11 protein-coding genes and 2 pseudogenes are annotated in these 22,041 nt (G+C 69.0%); 6 read left to right on the forward strand and 7 right to left on the reverse strand.

Going from position 1 to position 22,041, the window contains the following annotated elements:
* The first annotated feature begins 39 nt into the window (after positions 1-39).
* Together ACH4YP_RS33730 and ACH4YP_RS33735 are read left to right on the forward strand one after the other, a co-directional pair.
* Positions 40-2,802 carry a DEAD/DEAH box helicase gene (locus tag ACH4YP_RS33730; protein ID WP_398494620.1) on the forward strand — a complete coding sequence of 921 codons (2,763 nt, stop codon included), beginning with the start codon at positions 40-42 and terminating at the stop codon, positions 2,800-2,802.
* 21 nt (positions 2,803-2,823) lie between these two features.
* A complete protein-coding gene (locus ACH4YP_RS33735) occupies positions 2,824-7,953 on the forward strand; it encodes a class I SAM-dependent DNA methyltransferase (protein ID WP_398494587.1) in 5,130 nt (1,709 codons plus the stop codon).
* Between the two features lie 107 nt (positions 7,954-8,060).
* On the opposite strand, the gene ACH4YP_RS33740 is transcribed toward ACH4YP_RS33735, so the two are convergent.
* Both ACH4YP_RS33740 and ACH4YP_RS33745 read right to left on the reverse strand, forming a co-directional pair.
* Positions 8,061-8,273 carry a DUF397 domain-containing protein gene (locus ACH4YP_RS33740; RefSeq protein ID WP_398494589.1) on the reverse strand — a complete coding sequence of 71 codons (213 nt, stop codon included), beginning with the start codon at positions 8,271-8,273 and terminating at the stop codon, positions 8,061-8,063.
* On the reverse strand, positions 8,270-9,103 hold the full coding sequence (locus tag ACH4YP_RS33745; protein ID WP_398494591.1) for a helix-turn-helix domain-containing protein: 834 nt from the start codon (positions 9,101-9,103) through the stop codon (positions 8,270-8,272). The genes ACH4YP_RS33740 and ACH4YP_RS33745 overlap by 4 nt, the downstream gene beginning before the upstream one ends.
* Before the next feature lie 198 nt (positions 9,104-9,301).
* Between ACH4YP_RS33745 and ACH4YP_RS33750 the strand changes: the two genes are divergently transcribed.
* The 3 genes from ACH4YP_RS33750 to ACH4YP_RS33760 all read left to right on the forward strand — a co-directional run bounded on the left by ACH4YP_RS33750 (position 9,302) and on the right by ACH4YP_RS33760 (position 11,874).
* Positions 9,302-9,769: an ATP-binding protein gene (locus ACH4YP_RS33750; RefSeq protein WP_398494593.1), complete on the forward strand. Its 468-nt coding sequence runs from the start codon at positions 9,302-9,304 to the stop codon at positions 9,767-9,769.
* Between the two features lie 236 nt (positions 9,770-10,005).
* On the forward strand, positions 10,006-10,332 hold the full coding sequence (locus ACH4YP_RS33755) for a hypothetical protein (RefSeq protein ID WP_398494594.1): 327 nt from the start codon (positions 10,006-10,008) through the stop codon (positions 10,330-10,332).
* Positions 10,333-10,452: 120 nt separating this feature from the next.
* The gene (locus tag ACH4YP_RS33760; RefSeq protein WP_398494596.1) at positions 10,453-11,874 is read left to right on the forward strand and encodes an AAA family ATPase; all 1,422 of its coding nucleotides are present in this window, start codon (positions 10,453-10,455) and stop codon (positions 11,872-11,874) included.
* Between the two features lie 265 nt (positions 11,875-12,139).
* On the opposite strand, the gene ACH4YP_RS33765 is transcribed toward ACH4YP_RS33760, so the two are convergent.
* The 5 genes and pseudogenes from ACH4YP_RS33765 to ACH4YP_RS33785 form a co-directional block, all read right to left on the reverse strand.
* Positions 12,140-15,499 (reverse strand): SAV_2336 N-terminal domain-related protein, encoded by a 3,360-nt coding sequence (locus ACH4YP_RS33765; RefSeq protein ID WP_398494598.1) that lies wholly within the window; start codon positions 15,497-15,499, stop codon positions 12,140-12,142.
* Positions 15,492-16,493 carry an ATPase gene (locus ACH4YP_RS33770; protein ID WP_398494600.1) on the reverse strand — a complete coding sequence of 334 codons (1,002 nt, stop codon included), beginning with the start codon at positions 16,491-16,493 and terminating at the stop codon, positions 15,492-15,494. Before ACH4YP_RS33770 ends, ACH4YP_RS33765 begins: the two co-directional genes overlap by 8 nt.
* Complete coding sequence (locus tag ACH4YP_RS33775) at positions 16,493-18,625, reverse strand: hypothetical protein (RefSeq protein WP_398494601.1); 2,133 nt, start codon at positions 18,623-18,625, stop codon at positions 16,493-16,495. The genes ACH4YP_RS33770 and ACH4YP_RS33775 overlap by 1 nt, the downstream gene beginning before the upstream one ends.
* Positions 18,622-19,674 (reverse strand): alpha/beta fold hydrolase, encoded by a 1,053-nt coding sequence (locus ACH4YP_RS33780; protein ID WP_398494603.1) that lies wholly within the window; start codon positions 19,672-19,674, stop codon positions 18,622-18,624. Before ACH4YP_RS33780 ends, ACH4YP_RS33775 begins: the two co-directional genes overlap by 4 nt.
* Before the next feature lie 587 nt (positions 19,675-20,261).
* Positions 20,262-21,254, reverse strand: a pseudogene (locus ACH4YP_RS33785) (TerC family protein); the annotation flags it as partial.
* 183 nt (positions 21,255-21,437) lie between these two features.
* On the opposite strand from ACH4YP_RS33785, the pseudogene ACH4YP_RS33790 reads away from it, so the two are divergent.
* Positions 21,438-22,041 (forward strand): annotated as a pseudogene (locus tag ACH4YP_RS33790) (serine/threonine-protein kinase); the annotation flags it as partial.

The raw sequence follows: 22,041 nt of genomic DNA on the forward strand, positions 1-22,041 counted from the left end.
GAGGCTCCGGAAACCGCCAAGTACCCGCCCGGTTCGCAGATCGAGGTCCGGGACGAGGAATGGCTCGTACGGAACGTCACGCACACGGACCACGACGGTGACCGTATCGAGGCGGTGGGCGTCTCGGAGTTCGTACGGGACCAGGAAGCCGTCTTCTTCACCGCGCTCGACGACGTGCAGCTGATGGACCCGCGCCGCACCAAGCTGATCGCCGACGACTCCCCCACCTTCCGCCGCAGCCGCCTCTTCCTCGAAGCCGTCCTGCGCAAGACGCCCCTCCCCCAGTCCGAGCGCGGCCTGGCCCTGGCGGACAGCTTCCTGCTCGACCCGCTGCCCTATCAGCACCGCCCGGCGCAACTCGCGCTGTCCGGCAGGAACCTGCGCCCGCGCATGCTCATCGCGGACGTGGTCGGTCTCGGCAAGACACTCGAAATCGGCCTGACGCTGGCCGAGTTGATCCGCCGCGGTCGTGGTGAGCGCATTCTCGTCGTCACCCCGCAGCACGTCCTGGAGCAGTTCCAGCACGAACTGTGGACGCGTTTCGCGATCCCGCTCATCCGCCTGGACTCGGTGGGCATCGAGCGCATCCAGCGTGAGATCCCGGCCGGCCGCAACCCGTTCACGTACTTCAAGCGTGTCATCGTCTCCATCGACACACTCAAGAACACCGACCAGTACAAGCACCACCTGGAACACATCCGCTGGGACGCGGTCGTCATCGACGAGTCGCACAACCTCATCAACCGCGGCTCGCTCCGCAACCAGCTCGCCCGTCTCCTCGCCCCGCAGACCGACGCCCTGATCCTGGCCTCGGCGACTCCGCACAACGGCGACGCCCGTTCCTTCGCCGAGCTGATCTCGCTCCTCGACCCCGCCGCGATCCGTGACCCGGAGCGCTATGACGCGGACGACATCAAGCATCTCTTCATCCGCCGTACGAAGGTCAGTCCCGAGGTCCGCGACCAGATGAAGGGCCAGTGGGCGGACCGCGGCCCGAGCGAGTCGGTGCACTGTACGGCGACGCCGGCCGAGGAGAGGGTCTTCGAGGAGCTGGCACAGGTGTGGCTGCCGCAGGACCCGGACACGTCCTCGGTGAGCGAGAGCCGCCTCTTCCCCTACACGGTGCTGAAGTCCTTCCTCTCCTCGCACGTGGCGCTGGCGGCGACGGTCAACGCCCGGATCAAGACGCTCACCGCGAAGGAATACGCGGTTCCGGGCCCCGAACTGGCCGCCCTGCACCGCCTGAAGGACCTCACCGCCGACATGTCGGAGGCGGACTCGGCGAAGTTCACGGCTCTCGTGGAGCAGCTCCGAGCGATCGGGGTCGGCCCGAAGAGCAACACCCGGGTCGTCGTCTTCTCCGAGCGTGTCCAGACGCTGGAGTGGCTGCGCAAGGCGGTTCCGGCGGCTCTCGGCTTCAGGGGGAAGGCGTTGCAGGAGGCCGCGCGGGTCATGCACGGCGGCCTGTCCGACGAGCAACAGATGCAGTGCGTCGAGGACTTCGGCCTGGCGGACACCCCGGTCCGCATGCTGTTCACGGGTGATGTGGCGTCCGAGGGCGTCAACCTCCACCGCCAGTGCCACCAGCTCGTCCACTACGACGTGCCGTGGTCCCTGATCCGTATCGAACAGCGCAACGGCCGTATCGACCGCTACGGCCAGTCCCATCAGCCGCAGTTCCGCGCGATGATCCTGACGAGCGGGGTCGACGGCGCGAAGGACGACCGCACGGTCGCCGAACGCCTTCTTGAGCGTGAGGACGAGGCGCACCGCAGCCTCGGCACGGCGGAGGCGGTCTCGGGCCTGTACCGCGCCGACGCGGAGGAGAAGTCCCTCATCCAGGACCTGCTGCGCGGCCGTACGGTCGACGAGTCCCTGGACGCGACGGCCAAGGCGGCAGCGGCCGAGGACTCCGGCACGGACTTCCTCGCGGACTTCTTCGGCGCCGTGGGCGACGACCCCCAGGAGGCGGACGACGAGGCGCCACCCGCCCCCGCGGACGTGCCGCGCCTCTTCACCGGAACCCGCGAGTTCATCGACGAGGCGGTACGCGAGGCATTCCCGGACGCGCAACGGCAGCTGGACCTGGACCAGGACGCGGAGTCGGGCCTGATCTCCTTCAGGCCGCCGTCGGACCTGATGCACCGCATGAAGGCGCTGCCACCGGACTACCGCCGCGAACAGCGCCTGCACGAACGCCTGTTGGTGACCCTGAACCGCAAGCTGGCGGACCTGTCGCTGGTACGGGCCCGGGAGTCGTCGACGTCCAGCTGGCCGGAGATCTCGCTGCTGACCGATCTCCACCCGGTCGTCGAGTGGCTGACGGACAAGGTCCTGGTGCGCCTCGGCCGTCAGGAGGCCCCCGTCATCACGGCGGACGTGGAGGCCCCCACCTATCTGATCCAGGGCATCTTCTCCAACGCGCTCGGCCGGCCGACGGTGGTCAAGTGGATGGCCGTACGGGCCGGGGCCGAGCCCGAGGACATGGTGACCGTACTGCGCCGCGCGGGCGTCGGCCCGACGATGGCGAACCCGCTCCGCTCCCACGACCTCGACGCGCTGAGCGCGGGCATCCCCGGCGCCCTGGCAGCGGCGGAGGACTTCCTGCGCCGCCACAGTGACGACTGGGACAGGGCGCTGCTCGACCCGATCGAGAAGTACAAGGAACGCCTGGGCGACTGGGAACAGCCGACGCTGGCGGGCGGGGACACCAAGTCCAAGCTCACGGGCCTGGCCGACTCGCTCCTCACCACCGGCCGCCCGATGCTCCGGGTCCTCGCCGTCCTCGACTCCGCCGCCTGATCCACACGAGGTTCTCCAGCCATGACCTACGACTCGCTCGTCAACCGCGGCGACTACTTCTCGGCGCACTACCTGGCCGAGGTCTTCCCCAAGGATCTCAAGGCAGGTCTCCTCGCGACGTGGAAGGACCGCGAGGAGGAGGCCCGTGACACGGAGGCCGACCCGGACGCGCTCCCCGTGACTCCGCGCGTGGGCCTGCGCGAGCTGCGGCGCCCGTACTTCAGGGCGCGGGCCTCCTTCGCGGAGGCGGCGGCCGAACCGGACGACGCGACGACGTACGACTCACCGGCATGGCGTGAACGGGCCGCGGAGCTGAACGCGTCGTCGCTGCGCGCCCTCGGCTACGACGCCAAGCCGCAGACCCTGACCGTGGAGCGCGCCGACCACACGTACGAGGTCCAGGTCGCCCACGCCGAGACCGGGTTGGTCGCCCTGGACTGCGGCTGGGCCGCGGAGCCGGACGCGGCCCTGGACGCGAGCGGAGCGGGGCGGCTGCTGCACCGGATCGCGCTGGACGGCTCCACCGAGCTGACGACGGGTTCGAAGCTGGCCTCGTTCCTCTTCGCGTGCGAGGACGCGCCGCGGTACGTGCTTCTGCTGGTCGGCGGCGTGATCGTGCTGGCCGACCGGGCGGTCTGGGGAGAGGGCCGCTACCTCGCGGCCTCGCTGGACGCGGCACTGGAGCGCAACGACGCACGCGCGGGCGGCGAACTCGACACCCTGGCGGCCCTGTTCGGAGCGGATTCGCTCCGGACGCCGGAGGAGGGCGGCGAGAATCCCCTCGCCGGACTCGTCGACAAGTCCACGAAGCACGCGGTGGGCGTGTCCTCGGACCTGCGCGACGGCCTGCGTCTGTCGGTGGAGCTGATCGCGAACGAGGTCCTGGAGCGACTGCGGGCGGCCGGGGTCCGTCCGGAGGACGTGAAGGAACTCCCCGAGCTGTCCAAGCAGTTGACCAGGGAGTCACTGCGTTTTCTGTACCGGATCCTGTTCCTGCTGTACGCGGAGGCGCGGCCGGAGCTGGGCATCCTGCCGTCGGACTATCCGGAGTACCACCAGGGGTACGGCCTCGGCCGGCTGGGCGAGCTGGTGGCGGAACGGGACCTGGTCGGCGAGAAGGCACGCGAGGGCTTCTACCTGTACGAGTCGCTGGACCTGCTGTTCCGGAAGGTCCAGGAGGGCTACCGCTCGCGCAAGACGCATGGCGAGGCGGCCACACCCTCACCTGATTCCGCCTCCGGTTCCTTGTCCGGTTCCGTGTCCGAGGACATCGGGCTCCGCTTCGAGCCCCTCCACTCCAAGCTCTTCGAGCAGGAGTCGATCCGCCTGATCGGCGCCCGCTCGGTCGAGGACCCGCGCTTCGACGAGGACGAGACGGGCGAGCCGCGTTACGTGGACACGCGCCTGCGCAACGCCACCCTGTACCGCGTCCTGCGCCTCCTGATGCTCACCCGCGGCAAGAAGGGCGAGCGCGGCGGCTTCATCTCGTACGCCCAGCTCGGCATCAACCAACTCGGCGCGGTCTACGAGGGCTTGATGTCGTACTCGGGCTTCGTGGCGAGCGAGGAGCTGTACGAGGTCGCGAAGGGCGGGGACGCCAAGGACGGCTCGTGGCTGGTCCCGGCGTCGAAGGCGGGCGAGTACGCGGACTCCGTCTTCGTACGGAGGAAGGACGAGGAGACCGCCGAGGAGGTACGGGTCCGGTATCGGCCGGGGTCGTTCGTGTACCGTCTGTCGGGGCGGGACCGGCAGACGTCGGCGTCGTTCTACACGCCGGAGTCGCTGACGAAGGTGACGGTGCAACTGGCATTGCAGCACCGGCTCGACCAGGAAGGGTCGGAGACCGAGGCGCGGGAACTGCTCGACTGGAAGATCTGCGAACCGGCGCTGGGTTCGGGCGCGTTCCTCAACGAGGCCATCAATCAGGTGGCGGCGGAGTACCTGCGCCGGCGACAGGACGAGTTGCGTGTCTCGATCGACACGGAGAAGTACGCGGTCGAGTTCCAGAAGGCCAAGGCGTACATCGCCCTGCACAACTCCTATGGCGTGGACCTGAATTCGACGGCCGTGGAGCTGGCGGAGGTCTCCCTGTGGCTCAACACGATGCACCCCGGGATGGAGGCGCCGTGGTTCGGCCTGCACCTGCGGCGCGGCAACTCGCTGATCGGCGGCCGACGGGAGATCTACGCGGCGGACAGGCTGAAGAAGGGCGGCTGGCTGGGCGCCACACCTGAGCGTTTCCCGCTGACGCAGGCGGTGGCGGAGACGGAGGCCGGGGGTGGCCTGCCTTCTGGTGCGGTGCACCACTTCCTCCTCCCCGCGAAGGAGTGGGGTGCGGTCGCCGCCGAGAAGGAGGCCAGGGCCCTGGCGCCGGAGGAGGCGAAGGCGCTCGGTACCTGGCGAAGGGCGATCACCAAGTCCCCGTCGAAGCGGCAGACGGAACGGTTGCAGGGGCTGGCCAGGCGGTCCGAGTACCTGTGGGGGCTCGTCGCCCGACGCCTGGAGATCTCCGAGCGGGACATCTCCCGGCGGATCGATGTCTGGGGCGCGGAGGACGGCTGGCTGCGCTCACCGCAGGACGCGGTGCCGCGTGAAAAGGTCCTCGCCGACCTGGAGGCCGTGGACACGCCGTACTGGCGCCTGAAGAAGGTCATGGACGCGTGGTGCGCGCTGTGGTTCTGGCCCGTGCAGGAATCCGGGCTCCTCGACGGGTCCCACGAGATGTACGCGCGGGCGACCGAAGTGGCGGCTCGCGGAACGGCGTTGGGCGATGGGGTGGCTGCCGGGGATGCGCCGGACGCCGCCGAGGTGGTCCGTACGTACGAGGAGATGGATCTCCTCGGCAACGTCACGGTCCGCGAGGTCACCCGCGCCGACATCGCCAAGCGCCGCAAGGGTTCCCGCAAGGAGGAGAGGGCCTTCGCCGGGCAGCGCCGGACCGTGATCCCGCTGGCCGACCTGGACGACTGGCTCGACTTCGCCGAGGCGCTGCTGGGGACGCATGACGTCTCGCAGGAGAACCTGGTCGGCTCCTTCGACACGCTCGACGAGCTTGAGCGGTACGAGGACGAGCTGCCCGACTGGATGGGCATGGACCGGTCCTACTGGCTGGAGAGTCGGTTCCCTTGGACGGCCTTGGCGACCGAGATCGCCGGGCAACAGGGCTTCTTCCATTGGGAGTTGGAGTTCGCGCAGGTCTTTGCGCGGGGTGGCGGCTTCGACTTGCAGGTGGGGAATCCGCCTTGGGTGCGGCCACGGTGGCAGGAAGATGTGCTTCTGGCGGAGCTGGAGCCTTGGTTTGTGCTGGCCGAGAAGCCAGGTGCGGAGGAATGGCGGCTGCGTAAAGAGGAAGTGCTGGGCACAGAGGCGGACGGCCTGGGATATCTCCTCGCCGAGCTCGCCACCCACGCGGGAGCCGTCGCCGCGCTGGGCAGCCCGGTCACGTATCCACTGCTTGTCGGTACTCAAGGCGACCTGTACCGGGCCTTCATGGCGCAGGTATGGCAGCACATCGCACCTCACGGCAGTGCAGGCCTGATCCACCCGGACACACACTTCCGTGGCACACGCGAGGGCGCAATCCGGGCTGCCGCGTACCGACATCTCCGTGTTCATGCGCATTTCGTCAACTCAGCCCAATGGGCGTTCGACGATCTGGACTGGGCCCAGCAATTCGGGATGCACATCTACGGAACGTCACAGGATCCCGATTTCCTGCATCTCAGCGAACTTCGCGACGCCGAGGTCCTTCCTGATTCTCTGATTCATGACGGGCGAGGCCCAGTGCCTGGCATTAAGCACAGCGGCTCGTGGGACATCAGGCCGCACCGCGAGCGCGTGGTACATGTGAACTCGTTCTTGCTGGCCAGCTGGCAGACTCTAACGGGCTCAGCCGGCAAGGCGGCCGAGACCCCTCTGCTGTACCCAGTCCTCGTGAGCGAGCAAGGGGCAATCGAGGCACTGGCCGCCTTTGGCAAGAGCCTGGCCGACTACAGCCCGATGATCACAAGGGGGTACGACGAAGCTGGCGCCAAGAAGCAGGGGCTGATCCGCTGGGGAAACCAGGCCGTCCCTGAGTTGTCAGACGTCATTGTTCAGGGCCCGCACTTCGCGTCATCACTTCCCTTCTCAAAGGAGCCGAGAATTCCCTGCCGGAGTAACAGGGACTGGGTTTCGCTTGTGCCGACAGAACTGCCCGAAGCAAGCGTCCCTGTGACTAACTATGTCCGGGCCACTGACGAGGCGACGTATCGGGCGGCTCAGGACTCCTGGCAAGGAAAGCCGTTCACAACGTTCTTCCGGCTGGCCTGGCGAGTCATGATTCCCAGCAACAATAGCCGCAGCTTGCAGGCCGCCCTCATCCCGCCCGGTCCCGCACACATCCACAACGTGCACTCCGCAGCCCTGGAAAACAATCGGCTGACCGTCCTCAACGCGGGCTTCTGGGCGACTCTGCCGCTCGACTATCTACTGCGGATCACCGGCCAGTCGCACCTCCAAGTCGGCGAGGCCCGCAAGATGCCAGCCCCGGACCCAATGCACCCCCTCGCCCCCGCCCTCCTTCTCCGCTCGCTCCGCTTGAACGCTCTCACTTCCCACTACGCCCCCCTCTGGGTGGAGCTGTTCGACCCCCGCTGGGCAGGCTACGAGGACTGGGGCAACCCCCACTGGCCGCATCTGAAGCCCCTCGCCTCCGGCCTCAAGCCGACCTGGGATTACTCCACCCCGCTCCGCGCCGAGTTCGGGCGCCGCGCCGCCGTCGTCGAACTCGATGCTCTCGTAGCCGTCTGGCTCGGCATCACCGCCGACCAACTCGTTGCGATCTTCAAGTCCCGCTACCCGCAGCTGTACGCCTACGAGTCGGTGACCTACTTCGACGTCAACGGCCGCAAGATCGCGGGCGACTTCAACACCTACGGCCACGGCCAAACCAAGCAGGACTACCTCGATCTCCTCGACCACCTGGAAAACCCCGAGCACACCCCGCCCCCGGCTGGCTTCGAGGCCCCCTTCTACAAGGCCGACCGCGAAGCCGAAATGCGCGCCGCCCACGCCCACTTCCAGACCCGCCTGGATGCCGAGATCGCCGCCGGTCGCTGGTCCCCGCCCCCGGCTGCCTCCTCCTCAGTGCCGGAACCGGCAGACGCCTGACATCGATCCGTGGGCGTGACCTGAAAGCCTGCCGCCACACCACATACGGCGGTGCCCCGTAACCGACCCCGGACGGTCACGGGGCACCGCAAAGGTCGCGCTTCGCTCTACGCCACGTGCTGGGCGGCAAAGCCAACGAACCGTGTCCAAGCGTTCGGCGTGAGGCTCACTATGGGACCCATTTTGTCCTTCGAGTCGCGCACATGCGTACGCCCCAGCCAGGATGCGACTTCGACACACTCGCCGCCGTTACCAGCGCTGTAACTACTCTTGAACCAGGCCATGTCGTCAACGTCCGGTCTGGCCACTGCCCCGCTCATCTCTCTCCCAACAACTTCTCGATCAACGAGAGCGATTCGGCCGGTGTGAGCGCCTGCGCGCGGAGACTCCCGTACGCAGCCTCGATCTCCCGGACCTTTCCCCGCTCCGTATGGACGCGGCTGTCCCCCTGGACCTCCGTGTAGGCGATCCTCCGCCCATCCTTGGTCTCCATCAAGGTGAACGGGCCAGCCAGTCCTGCATGTTCCAGACGGGAGAGCGGCATCACCTGAATCTCGACGTTCCGCTTCTCCCCAACAAGTAGGAACTGCTCCAGCTGGCCGCGCCAGGCCGCCTCCCCGCCGAGTGGGCGCCGCAGCACTGCTTCCTCGATCACGAAGGTCACGTGGGGTGCCGGGCGCCGGGCGAAGATCTCCTGTCTCGCCAGGCGTGCAGCTACTCGCTGTTCGATGACCGCTTCTTCCAGCAGTGGTCGCCACATGGCGAACACGGCCGCCGCGTACTCCTCGGTCTGCAACAGCCCTGGTGCCGCCTGAGTCGCGTACAAATGCAATTCGACCGCCTGCGCCTCGAACTGGGCCGCATCCCGAAAGAACGCCGGATACTGAGCCCTCCCCACCTCCTCCTTCCCCACCCTCAACACCCCACCGGCATCCAGCACTTCATCGGCGAGGTCGATGAACTTCGGCGGCGGAATCCGCCTCCCCTGCTCGAACGAGGCGATCGTCGACGCGGAGTACCCCGTCCGCGTCCCCAACTCGGCCCGGTCGAGCCCCGCCCGCTCCCGGCACAGCTTCAGTTGGCGCCCGAACACATGCAGGATCCCCGCCCCGAACTCGTACTCGCCCTCCGCCTGTTGCGGCTCCTCCACGCCAGTACCTCCCGTACGCACCGCACGACCACCACCACCGAACACCCCGCAATGCCACCGCTCCCGCGACCAACGCGCCGCGCGGGAGGCCGGTCACGCCGCACCGCGCGTACAACCGCACACCGGCCGCGTACAACCGACGGCGGTCAGCGCGTCGCTCCTGTTCAACGCTACGCACACTCCGTAACCGTTGACCGCATGAAGTCAGCAACTCCCCCACAGGGGCATATGCCACAACGCCGGGCGCTCGTACGTGAGTTCGCGATGCGGTTCACATCAACCCCACGCGGCGCACGACTGGCCCGACGCCTCACCTCGCACCGGCTGAACGAATGGGGGTATCCCTACACCTCATCGGCCAACGAGACGGTCACCCTGATCACCGCGGAGCTGACCGCGAACGCAGTCCGCCACGGTCACGTACCGGGCCGCGACTTCCATCTCCGTCTCACCGAGAGCGGCGGCGCGTTCCGGATCGAGGTCGCGGACACCCGCTCCGAGAAGCTCCCCGCCCCGGGAACACCGTCCCTGGACGGCGAGTGGGGCCGCGGCCTCCTCCTCGTAGCGGCCCTCGCCGACGACTGGGGCGTCACGCCACGCCCGACCGCTCCCGGCAAGACCGTATGGGCGGAACTACGCGTACCGGCAGGCGGCGGCGCGGGGTGACCGACCGGCGTCGACCCCAGTGCTCGCCCGACCCGCGTCCGGCAGAATCGGTACCGACCTACCACCGGGTCGTTCCGGCTACGAAACGCGCGACGAGGACACATGTCGCAGGAGGACAGCGACGGGTTCCGGTTGTAGGAACGGAACTGTGTCGGCCAGTACTCACGTAGGGGGCTTGGGTGTTCAATCGGCTTGAGGTCAGCGTGTTGCCACCGGGCCCCCGGTGGGCTGCCCAGTTGTCCTTCCGGATCGATGGCGAGGAAGTGGTGGCAGCGGCGGCCGGAGAGGGAGGCCGCGGTCCGTTTGCCGAGGAGGCGTTGCCGGCCGAGGGCCAGGGGCCCTTCTGGGCGACCGGCGAGGGACGACGCGTAGTGCTGGGTGAGCCCGAGTGCACGGGCGGATGCTGTGGCTACCTGTCCGTGTTCGTGCAGCGTCACGGCGGGATCGTGGAGTGGTCCGACTGGCAGGTGCCCGATGGTGCGACACGCCCTCCGGCCTTTCACTTCGACGCCGATCAGTACGACGCCGAACTGACCCGAGCACTGACAACGTTCGCCTCGTGACAGTTCGCCGCGTGGGTGGTTCTCCGCGCGGCGGGACAAGGACCGGCCCGCAAGACCGATCACCGGCCCAACCAGGCACTACGCTGAGCCCGAACCGCCCGGTGAGCCTCAGGAGACCCCATGCTGACGCGACTCGAAGTCCACGGGTTCAAGAACCTGCTGGACCTGTCGATCGACTTCGGGCCGTTCACCTGTATCGCGGGCGAGAACGGCACCGGCAAGTCGAACGTCTTCGACGCCGTCCAGTTCCTCTCCCTGCTCGCGGACAACTCGATGATGGAGGCCACACAGGAGGTTCGAGGAGTCCACGGGCAGCGTCACAGCGACCCCCGTGACCTCTTCTGGAAAGGGTTCACGCCAGGTCACCACCGTATGGGCTTCGCGGCCGAGATGATCGTGCCGGGCGAGGTGCAGGACGACTTCGGCCGGATCTCCCGCACGACCACCTCGTTTCTCCGCTACGAGCTGGAGCTCGGGTACCAGGAGCCCTCGGGTCTCGACCGGCTGGGCCGGCTCACCCTCCTCAGAGAGGACCTGCGCCACATCACCAAGGGCGCGGCGAAGCAGCATCTCCGCTTTCCGCACAGTGCGGGTCAGTTCCGCAACGCGGTGATCACCGGTCACCGCAGCGGCGCGCCTTTCATCTCGTCCGACACCGACGCGGAGAGCGGCGAGCCCATCGTGAAGATCCACCAGGACGGAGGCAGCCGGGGACAGCCGAAGCCCGCGGCCGCCTCACGTGCCCCCGGTACGGTCGTGTCCACGATCACGTCGAGTGACGACCCAACCATCCTGGCCGCCCGGCGCGAGATGGAGTCCTGGCGGCGACTGGCCCTGGAACCGTCGGCCCTGCGTAGCGCCGACGGATTCCTGGACCCGTCAGTGATGGGAGTGGACGGATCGCATCTGCCCGCGACCCTCTATCGCGTCGCGCACAGTCCCGACGCGGGAGACCCCGATCAGGTGTACGCGAGGGTCGCGGGCCGCCTGTCCGACCTGGCCGGCGTCAAGATCCGGGACCTGAGTGTGGACCAGGACGAGGTCCGGCAGCTGCTGACGGTACGAGTGAGCGAGGAGGACGGTACGAGGCTGCCCGCCCGTAGCCTCTCCGAAGGCACTCTGCGTTTCCTCGCGCTCTGCGTCCTGCTTGAGGACCCCACCGTGGGGGGCATGGTGTGCATGGAGGAGCCGGAGAACGGGATCCATCCGGCCAACCTGATCCCCATGGTCGAGCTGGTCCAGGACCTCGCTGTCGATCCCGCCACGGCTCCCGGCCCGGACAACCCGTTTCGGCAGGTTCTCATCAACACCCACTCCCCCGGCGTCGTCCAGCTCGTGTCCCCCGAGGACGTGCTCTTCGCGGACACCGCCGTGCACCGCCTGGAGGACGGCTCGACCGCCCGCGCCCTGCGGCTGCGTCCGCTCCAGGGCACCTGGCGTATCCGGGAGGGCCAGCGCGACTACGTGACCAAGGCGGACATCCTTCCCTACCTCACCACTCCGCCCGGCGCGCAGACCACGCTGAGCACGCGGGCGGCGTGACCCCGGCGAATCCCGGTTTACCGGCGAGGGCATCAGTAACGACGGCCTGGTGCCTCACATCGAGACGGTCGCCGCTGTCGGGGCAGGTCCAGAAACGCGTTCCCCCACCACCGCCACAAGCTCCTCGAACACCTCGCCCCCTACGGCCCCGTGGCCCAACTCCCCTCCTGGCAAGCCTTCGTGAGCGACCTCGACACGGCTCTGCTCGCGGCGTCGTGAGCGGCGTGGCGGCACCGCGGGAGCCCGGTCGGGCACTGCCGCACCGTCACATGGGTTCGTGCGGGTGGGGCTCGTTGGGATTCGTACCGCGGAACTCCAGCTCGACATCGTCCAGTTCCCGCCGGGCGTCGAAGACCAGTTGAGCGTTCCGCTCCACACTCACCTCCACCGTGTGATCGTTGACGTCTCCCAGCAGCCGCACTTCGGGCATTGCGAGGGCATAGTCAGCCTTGTACATGAACCCTTCGAGGACGAGCCCGACGTCCACCGTCACCTGCCCGAGCACTAGGCCGTACTCGTACTCCTCCACGGTGTCCCAGACGATCGAGTGGGTGTCCGGCGTGATGCCGTGGATGGTCAGGTCCGTGATTCCAGCCGGTAGTTCCACCCCGTTCAGTGCCCAGACTCCGTACGTGCTGTCGTCGGCGGACGGGTCTCCGACGGAATCACCGAGCAGTTCCTCGCAGGCCGACGCCACCGCGTCGGCCAGGGAGACCTCTCTCGAAACGCCGTCGTCGTCGGGGAACGGGTACATCGCACCCCGTTCAGAGTCGTAGAGAGTTGCCTCAGGGAGGTGGAGGGTCACCTCAGGATCGTGTGGACGACGCTGTGGGACGGGCAGGCGCATGGTCACGACGCAGGGTCGCTCGCCGTTGCCGGACGCCTCGGCGGTCATGGAGACGCAGTCGGAGAGGTCGGGTGTCTCGGCCCGGGCCACCACCTCCAGAACCAGTTCGAAGTTCACCAAGGAAGCGGCTTGCCAGCTGGCCATTCCATCGCGCCTGACGTGGACCGAGAACAAGTGGGCCTCCGAGGACCAGAGAACACCTACGTGGTGATCGCCGACGAGCCTCTCCTGTGTCGTGGAGATTCCCCTACGGTCGAGGAAGTCCCGGACTGTGGCGAGCAGTGTCGTCTCACTGTCGGCCCGCTCGGCTCCGTCGATGAAGCCAGCCACGAAAGCGAGTAGCGCGAGCAGAAGACGGTCCACCTCTCTCCGGTACGCGCCTTGGTAGGAACGGGGAAGAGCCGCCTGAATGCGCTTTCGAACCGACTCATGCACCGCTCCGACCGAATCGGCAACGGCGATGCCGTCCTCCGCGTCGGTCCGGGCCGGGGATGTCGGTGACGGCCAGGCCCGGTTACGCGCGAAAGCGAGCGTTTCCGGGCCCTCGCCGATGAACCTGGTCCGGAGGCGCGAGCTGATGCGGTCGGTGTCGACGGGGGTGCTCATGTAGTCGGCGATGGTGGGCAGGTCCAGGAACTCCGGACCGCCCGGCACGCCCTCGGTGGCGACTCTCAGGAGTTCCTGCGTCAGTGGCCCCGCAAGCCCGGTTTCGTGCGCCGTCTCGGCGAACAACATCTGCACCGCCACGTCTCCTGACCCGGCCCGTCCATGCAGGTCCCAGGCCCCCTGAGCCCAGGTAGCTGTCACACCGTCAGTCTGGTTGAGGATCACCATGATGTGACGAGGCCTCGACTCACTGAGGATGCGCGCGACGCGCTCGAAGCCCAGGAGCTGTCCTCCTTTGTCGACCCTCGCATGCCCGGCAAAGTAGAGCAGTACTGTGTCGGCCACTTCACCTGCCCGGCGGACCTCTTCGAAATCCCTGCCCGACCCGTGGAGGTTTTCGAGCGAGACGCAGCGGTCGTCGGGCAGGTTCCAGCCTTCCGCTGAGGTGAGGAAGGACCGCATCGCCGCGACAGCCGCGTGCGCTTCATGCCGTGCGTGGTTGCCGTTGTAGTAGCGGGAAGAGCCGATGAGCAGAGCGCTGGTGCGTTCCGGATCGGGCAGGCCCCGACTCGGGCCCGGCACAGGCGGTGGCGCGGATTCCTCCGAGGCGCCCGGCAGCGGAGGGCGCCCTACAGGTTCGCCTTCCCGTAGCAGTTTCAGCAAGTCCTCGGACGCGCGGGCGAACGGGTACAGCGCGGGCGGGACCGAGTCCGGCTCGGACGTTGCGATCGCCTGGATGTCCACCGCGCCTCCCGGGCTCCTGGCGGCGATGTGCCGGCTGAGAGCCTCGTACGTGCGCCAGGCGTCCCGGCGGCTGAGGCGCGACGCGAGCCGCTGTCGAGTCGTCTCGTCGAAGAAGACGATCGCCGGCCCGTCCTCGTACGTCTGAATGTTCACGACGGGGCTCGTCAGCAGTTCGGCCAGGTCGCCGACACCGGCCTCGGGGAGGATCTGCTGGCGGATCAGGTGCATGAGCGGGAGGCTCAGTCTGCCGAACGGGCTGCACAGCGCCGCCAGCCGTACCGCCAGGGGCGAACCTGTGCGCAGGAACACCTCCGTCGGGTCGGGGCCGGTGCGTTGCGCGACGTTCGGCACGGGGAAGAGGCTGGGCACGATGCCGGTTCGGGGTACCAGGACAGCGTCGTACCCGTGGGGCGCCCCGCGCATGAACGTCTCCGCCCAGCGGGCCAGGGAGTGCGGGGAGAACGTGAGCGTGGGCAGTGGCCGCCAGTCCGCGTCCTTGGCGTTGGGCAGCGTGCGGACCAGCAGGGGGATGTGAAAGGTCAGGTCGGAGTTCCTGAGGGCGGGCCTGCGCTGTCCGACGCGGATCGCGGGGAGGTCCAGGCCGGTGCGGTGCCACAGACGGGCCGGCAGCGGGTTGAGCAGCGCGACGGGGCCTTTCGCTCCCCAACTACGCAGCAGCTGCCAGGTCTCCGGTTGCCGCCAGCCGGGCGCGACACAGTCGGAGAGCACCAGCACCAGGCGTCTGCCGTCCGAGGAGACGGCCTGCCCGGGAGCGACGCGCCTGTCCTGGTGGTCGGTGACGACCGGGGTGGACCCCGGCCGCAGGCTCCATGTCCGCACGCGTCGGAACGCGCCCAGACCGGCCAGGAGGGTGGCGAACTCCGCGTTCGTGTTCTGCCAGACGGCCATGGTGGGCGACGCGTCGACGACGAGCAGCACCTCGAACCACGGCTCGGGGCTGGGACCCATGACGGGAGTGAGCTCGCCGGTGCGGCGGTAGTCGCGGACGGTCGCGTCCAGGTCCAGTTCCGACCGCCGGCCCTGGGAGTAGCGGCGCTTGAAGGGGCGTAGCGCTCTGCGCAGTTCCATTGCCCGGGGCAGATCCCGGCCCCCCGGAACGGCGACCGAGGTGCCTGGCGCCGGTCGGGCGTGCGGCAGCCGCTCGTAGAGCACGGCCGTGCCCGCGTCCTCCACGGGGCGCGGCGAGGCAGGTGTGTCGGTGTCGGAGGCCGACGGTGACGCGGGGTCCGCCCCCGCGGCGTCGGAAGGCGCGGGCTCGGGCAGGTCGCCGCATGGTGCGGCCTCCGTGGCGGTGGGAGCCGCGGGGGCCGCGGCCAGCCACAGGGCGTCGGCGATCGATGTGGCGTCCGCGTCCTCGCCCAGGGCCCCGGCCAGCACGCGGACCAGCGATTCGAGGGCCTCAGCCACCGGAGAGTTCGCGCAGGAGGAGGTCGACGATCCGATCGCGCCGTGCACCGGTGGGCGCCTGCTCGTCGCTGATCAGCCTTACCGCGTTGAGGAGTTGGTCGACCGCCAGGGAGTCACCCCTGGCCACACGTTCGGCGAAGTCCTTGATGAGCTGCGCCACCGGTCCGCCGTCGGGCACCTCGCGTTGCAGGTGAGCCACCACCGCGTCGCGGAGCGTGTCCTCTGTCGGCGCGGGCATGGGGTAGCGGATGCAGCGGCGCAAGAAGGGGGCGGGGAAGTCGCGTTCGCCGTTGCTGGTCATCACGATGAACGGGAACCGCGTGCACTGCACATGGCCGTCCCGTACGAGACGGGTCCGCTTCTTCTCGCCCCAGACTCGGATCTGCACCTGCCGCAAGCGGTGGCGTACGAGTTCGGGGATCTCGAACTCCCCGCGCTCCAGCACGTCGAGGAGGTCGCTGGGCAGGTCGAGATCGCTCTTGTCGATCTCGTCGATGAGCAGCGCCCGGGGCTGGTCGCCGGGCAGCAACGCGGTGCCCAGGGGCCCGAGTTCGAGGAACGGCGCGATGTCGTCCACGGGTTGGGGACGCTCGGTCCGGGCGTGGCCGCGGCCACGCCCGCGGCTCCGGCCCGTGGGCCGTCCCTGATGGGCCGTCTGGTGCAGGCGCAGGGAGTGGATGTGGCCGAGCGCGTCGTACTGGTACAGCGCGTCCGGCAGCGTACTGCGCGAGGTGATGTGCCAACGCAGTACGGGCCCGAGTTTCAGTTCCGCGGCGACCTGCTCGATGACGGTGGACTTGCCCGTACCCGCGGAGCCTGTGATCAGCAAGGGACGGTGGAGGTAGAGGGCGGCGTTGACGGCGTCGGTCAGGCCTTCCGGCGGCTGGAAGGCCTGCTGGTCGGGGACCCGAGGGAAAGTGCGCCACGGAGGGGGGTCGGCGAGGGTGACATCACGCGGTTCGCCGTCCCCGACGTAGTACGTGTTCCAGGACATCAGGCGCTCCTCTGGTGGGTCGGGGGCTGCTGTTCGAACCAGCGGCAGAAGTCGAGCCATTCGAGGTCGTGCCAGGCGGCCCGGATTCCCGCCAGGCCGACGAGGTGTTCGTCCGCCGGTCGCGCCGGACGGGCGGGTCCGCCCACCTCGGCACGCCAACGACGCCGGTACGCCTCGATGAACTGGTCGGGCAGCCGCTCCCAGTACGCGTCCAGGCACTCGCGTCCCCGACCGTCCACGTCGGCGTCCGTGCGCGGCCACAGCAGGATGGGGGTGTAGGTCAACAGCATCTCCACCAGCTCGGTGAGGTGCGGCGGACGGTGGTCGAGGCCGATGGCCCGGTCGTACGCTCCCCAGCGCAGGCTGTCCGTCAGCGCGCCCGTGTCGCGGGTGTCGCCGTCGGCCAGCCAGTCGACCGGCGCGCGGTCGTCACCGGGACGCTCGTCCAGCTCCTTCAGCCGGTCCCGGCCCCTCTCGTTCATACCGGCGAGGTAGCCCGGGACCGCGAGCCGTCCCGCCCAGCGCAGCACCACCGTGTGACCGGCTCCCAGTGCGTACTGGCCGTCGGACGCCTTCTCGGGCTCCCAGGTCAGCATGAGCGGGGCGGGGACCACCACGTCGATGTTCCTGAGCCGGGCGCCTCCCGGGACCTTCTTCCACGCCCAGGCGATGATCTCGGGGAACAGGCGCTCGACACCGGCGCGGGTGGGTTCGCAGGGGAACTCCTCGTGGTGTTCGCCGCGCTCGCCGTCGCGCAGCCACACCGAGAGCGACTCCGGCCAGTCGATCCGAGCGGTGTGCAGGCTGATGACCAGTCGCCAGGTCCCGTCCTGGCGTAGTGCGGCCTGCCGCGCCACGGCGTCACTGAGTTCGACGACACCGTCCACGCTTCCCGCCCAGGCGTCGACCCGCTCGTCATCGGGGTCGAGGCGGCAGCGGTCGGCGATGGCGGCCACGGCCCGCGCCAGGCGTCCGACGGGATTGGCGGTGGCGAACACGCGCAGCGCCGCGTGTTCGAGTATGTACCGCAACAGGTCGGTGCCCTCGGTCCGCTTCGGCGGACGCAACGGATCAAAGGACGGATCGGCCGCCTCGTAGGCGGCGTTCAGGTCGGCGGCCACGCTCCGCAGAGCCGGGGTGGTGAGGGCCCGGCCGGCCCACGCGTGGACCATGTCCACCGTGGTACCCGCCTGCAGCAGTCCGTCGGCCACCTGCCGGACCCGCAGTGCTCCGGGTGACTCGGAGGCCTCCGCCTGTTCACGCAGTGCCCGCAGTGCCTGAGGGTTCCAGCCGCCGGCCAGGGCCGGGTGGCCGGGCCATGCGGCCAGTGCCTCGCGGAGGTCCTCACTCCCGAAGTCGCCGATGTGCCGGCCGGGGGTCCAGGTGGGCCGCCGCACGTTCAGCGCCACCCACAACTCCTCGACCGCGTCCGGGTCTCCGTCCCGGTCGAGGTTCTCGCAGTTCTGCTTCACGATCCTGCTCGGCTTCGTCAGCTCCAGCTTGAGGGTGGCCGCTCGCAGGAACTCTCCGCGGCCCAGGACGCCGTGGCGCAGCAGCAAGGCGAGTTCACGGCTGAAGTCGAGGTCGTACGCGTTCTGGTGCGCCGCCGCCGCCATGAGCAGCGAGTGTCGGTTGTTCCCGAGGGCGAAGCCACCTGCCAGCGCACGCGTGTCGGGGACGCCCGCACCGGCGTGGCAGGTGTCGATGAGGGTGATGACCCCTTTGACGCCGGGCAGGTCCCCGGCGTCGGCGATGAGCTTTCCGACCTCGACGGAACTGCCCGCGTCCCCGGCCAGGGTGTCGTCCGCCATGTAGTAGAGCGTCGCGTTGCCCATCGGTGTCTGACCGTGGCCGAGGAAGGCGAGGACCAGTTCGGCGCGCGCTTCGTTCGCCCGGCGAGCCGCGGCCCGGACCGCGTCCTCGACCTGCCGGGCGGTGACCTTCCCGGACCGCAGTGCGGGGCCGCCGTCGGGGTCACTCGGCACGCAGGCGCCGATCTCCGGATCGGTGAGGAGCCCGTGCAGCTCCTCGGCCATGGTGACGAGGGTGCTGAGGTGTTGCTTCGCGGCCGGACACTGGGTGGCGACGACCAGGGCGTGCCGGACCGTCGTCGTCGGCCGGGCTGCGGTCATGAACCGGCCACGGGGGCGACCGTCCCGGCGGCCGTGCCCGTCCCGGCACCCGCGTCCGTCCCGCCGGCGGGGGCGGACGCGGCGGAGAGCGTCCGCATCACCGGCTCCGCGACCTCGGCGCGCTCCAGGTAGGTGGTCGCCCCATGGGCCCACCACATACGGGAGTCGAATCGCCGCGGCGTCGGTCTGACCCCTCGTTCGTTCGGCCGGACGAGATCGGCGAGCTTGCGCCGCGGCACGATCAGGTCGTCGCCGTCCCAGAAGTCCAGCCAGCGATCGACGCAGTCGGGGGTGGCGGGCGGCCTCGGCCTGAGCCTCGGCCAGACGAGTCCGCTGGTCGCGATCGGCGAACCGATGGTGACCAGCAGCGGCACGGGACCCTTGTACGACGCCAGCGTCTCGAACGCCACGACGCTGCCCAGGGAGTGCCCGACCACGACGGTGGGCCGAGCGGGGTCCAGGCACTCCAGGACCCGGGCCCTGATCCGCTCGTCGAGCGTCGTGTCCTGCCCGTCCTTGCCCTTGTCCTTGTCCTTGCGCCGCAGATACCGCGCGGGCTGCGACCATGTGCGCAGTACGTCACTGGCGGACGCCCAACGGGTCACCTGAGCCACTCCGGGCACCGCGACCACCGCGGTCGCCATGGCCCAGAGGTGACGCCCGGCTCCGACGAAACCCTGCGCCTGGCCGTCGGGGCTCAGCTGCGCCCGTACGCGTGCCAGTGCCCTGTCGCCCTGGTTCTGAGGCCGCGCCGCCTCCTCTTCGAGGAACTCGGCGAGCAGGCCGAGCACGATGGCCGCTTCCTCGTCGTCGAGATCGTCCGGGCCGCCCACGCTCTGGGGCTCGGCATCGGTGAACAGGTCGCCGTAGTAGGCGAAGGAGCAGTCCGCCAGCCAGTCCATGGTCAGCGCGGAGATGTCGGAGGCGAGGTTCGCGGCCCGCGCCCCGCCGGCCAACGCCCGCTTCCACTCCATGAGTTCTTCGCGCGGGACCCGCGGCCCGCCGATGCCGTGGACGAAGACCAGTTTCGGTTTCGGCGTGCTGTTCATTTGGTGTCCCCCGACCCCTACGGGCGCTTGACCGATCGCCCTTCACTCAGGGGACGAAGCTACCAAAGGGCCGGTCGTCCGCCTACCGAATCGGATGATCTCGTGCGATGGCGGTGTGCCGCGGTTCCGAGGTGCGGCGCGAGCCGGTGGGCAAGCGTATGAAGGCCGTGATCGTGCCGGCCGACGATCCCGGCGTGGATCCGGTGGGCCGCCTCACGCAACGGGCATCCCGCCGGCGGCCCACCGCCGCACTGCCGATTTCGTTACCGGGCCTGGGGGTGCTCGTGGCCGGGCTCCAACCGAAAGTCGGGACAGTCGCGGTTTTGACATGCGCCCGGGCCCCAGACGGGAACGAATACGCCGAGGGTCTTGTGGCGGTGGACCGCGGCCGGCACGGATTTCTTGCAGGTCGGGCACGCGTACGCTTCGGACTTACGCTTCATTTTGACCATATTTTTACGATATGCCCGAACTGGCGGGTCGGGAAGTGCCCCGCCTCCTCGCCGCCCTGAGCGTGGGCGGGGTTCAGTGTCCCGACCTGGTGATCCAGTGGGGGGCTCGGGGTCATCCGCCACAGGTGGTGAGCTGGGCCGCTCGGTGGTCCCGGAGGCGTCTCTCTGTTCGTCGGTCTGTTCCGGAACGCCCGTGGGGGCGGGTCTTGTGAGGCTGAGCACCACGGAACCCGCCAGGACGAGGACGATGACCGCGAGGCTGATCGGTGAGGGTATTTCCGGGATGCCGGGGCTGATCATCTTGTGGGATGCCTGGAGGATGAGCTTGATGCCGATGAAGGCGAGGATGATCGCGAGGCCCTTGTTGAGGTAGTGGAAGCGGTCCAGGAGGCCGGCGAGCATGAAGTAGAGGGCCCGCAGGCCGAGGATGGCGAACGCGTTGCTGGTGTAGACGATGAAGGCGTCATCGCTGACCGCGAGGACGGCCGGGACACTGTCGACGGCGAAGATCAGGTCGGCGGCCTCGATCGCGGCGACCACCGCGAGCAGCGGGGTCGCCATCCGTTTGCCGGCCTCTTTGACGAAGAACTTCGCCCCGGCATACTCGTCCCGCACGGGGATGATCTTGCGGAGCATCCGCACGGCAAAGCTCTTGCCCGGGTCGAAGCTCTCCTCCTCATTCTTGAGGAGTTTGTAGGTGCTGTAGAAGAGGACCGCCGCGAAGGCGAACAGCACCGCGGTGAAGCGGCTGACCACGGCCACGCCCAGGGAGAGGAAGATCCCGCGGAAGACGAGCGCGCCGATGACTCCGAAGAACAGCACACGGTGCTGGTAGGCGCGAGGTACCTTGAAATACGCGAAGATCACGGCGAACACGAAGAGGTTGTCGACCGACAGGCTCTTCTCCAGCAGCCAGGCCGTCGTGTACTCGGTGCCGGCAGTGGAGCCGAGGACGAGGAAGACGACCGCGCCGAAGATCAGGGCGAGGCTCACCCACAGGCCACTCCAGGCGGCTGCCTCCTTGAAGCGGATGACGTGCGCGGTGCGGTGGGACAGCAGGTCCACGGCCAGCGACACGACCACCGTCGCGGCGAACGCCCCCCACAGCCAGAGCGGGACCTCAAGCACGCCGAACACCTCACCACGGCCCGCGCGAAATACGCCGACCCTTATACAGGAGTGTCCGCCATTGCGCCCCCGGGGGCATGCGGAGCGGTGAGGCCGGACGGTGCGGAGACGCCGGTGTCCCCGAGCGCCTTCCAAGTCGGGGATGCGACAGGCGATGAGCTGTGCCCGACGTGCCATACACCGGCGTCACAGGTGATCCAGCCCGAGTACGTCGGCGAGGCCGAGTTCCGGGCCCGTTTCCGCCGGGAGGCGTCCTTGGCCGCGCAGGTCGACAGCCCGTGGGTGGTGCGGGTGCTCGACGCCGACACGGAGGCGGCGGCGCCGTGGCTGGCCACCGCGTTCGTGCCCGGACCTTCCCTGGCGGAGGCGGTCGCGGCCTGCGGACCGCTGCCGGAGCGTGCGGTACGGGTGCTGGGCAAGGTGCTGGCGCGCGCTCTGACCGCAGTGCACGAGGCACGCCTGGTGCACCGGGACGTCAAGCCGGGCAACGTCCTGCTCGCCCTCGACGGCCCCCGCCTGATCGACTTCGGCATCGCCCAGTCGCCGGGTGTCACGGCGCTGACCGAGCCCGGCGCGGTCGTCGGCACTCCCGGCTACCTCGCCCCCGAGCAGGCCCGGACCGGCGGCGAGGCCGCCTCTGCGAGCGACATGTTCGCCCTGGGCTGTGTGCTGGCGTACGCCCTCACCGGGCAGCGGCCCTTCGGCCTCGGCGACCCGGCCGCCGTCCTGTACCGCACCGTGCACGAGGAACCCGACGTGCCCGGCCTCGACCGGCTGCCGCTCCCGC

This window comes from Streptomyces sp. NPDC020747 (assembly GCF_044334695.1).
In the GTDB taxonomy this organism is placed as follows: domain Bacteria; phylum Actinomycetota; class Actinomycetes; order Streptomycetales; family Streptomycetaceae; genus Streptomyces.

Excerpts from the sequence above, each read along its gene's own strand:
- ACH4YP_RS33735 (WP_398494587.1), top strand. The coding sequence starts at position 2,824 with ATGACCTACGACTCGCTCGTCAACCGCGGCGACTACTTCTCGGCGCAC.
- ACH4YP_RS33740 (WP_398494589.1), bottom strand. The coding sequence starts at position 8,273 with ATGAGCGGGGCAGTGGCCAGACCGGACGTTGACGACATGGCCTGGTTC.
- ACH4YP_RS33750 (WP_398494593.1), top strand. The coding sequence starts at position 9,302 with ATGAAGTCAGCAACTCCCCCACAGGGGCATATGCCACAACGCCGGGCG.
- ACH4YP_RS33760 (WP_398494596.1), top strand. The coding sequence starts at position 10,453 with ATGCTGACGCGACTCGAAGTCCACGGGTTCAAGAACCTGCTGGACCTG.
- ACH4YP_RS33770 (WP_398494600.1), bottom strand. The coding sequence starts at position 16,493 with ATGTCCTGGAACACGTACTACGTCGGGGACGGCGAACCGCGTGATGTC.
- ACH4YP_RS33775 (WP_398494601.1), bottom strand. The coding sequence starts at position 18,625 with ATGACCGCAGCCCGGCCGACGACGACGGTCCGGCACGCCCTGGTCGTC.
- ACH4YP_RS33780 (WP_398494603.1), bottom strand. The coding sequence starts at position 19,674 with ATGAACAGCACGCCGAAACCGAAACTGGTCTTCGTCCACGGCATCGGC.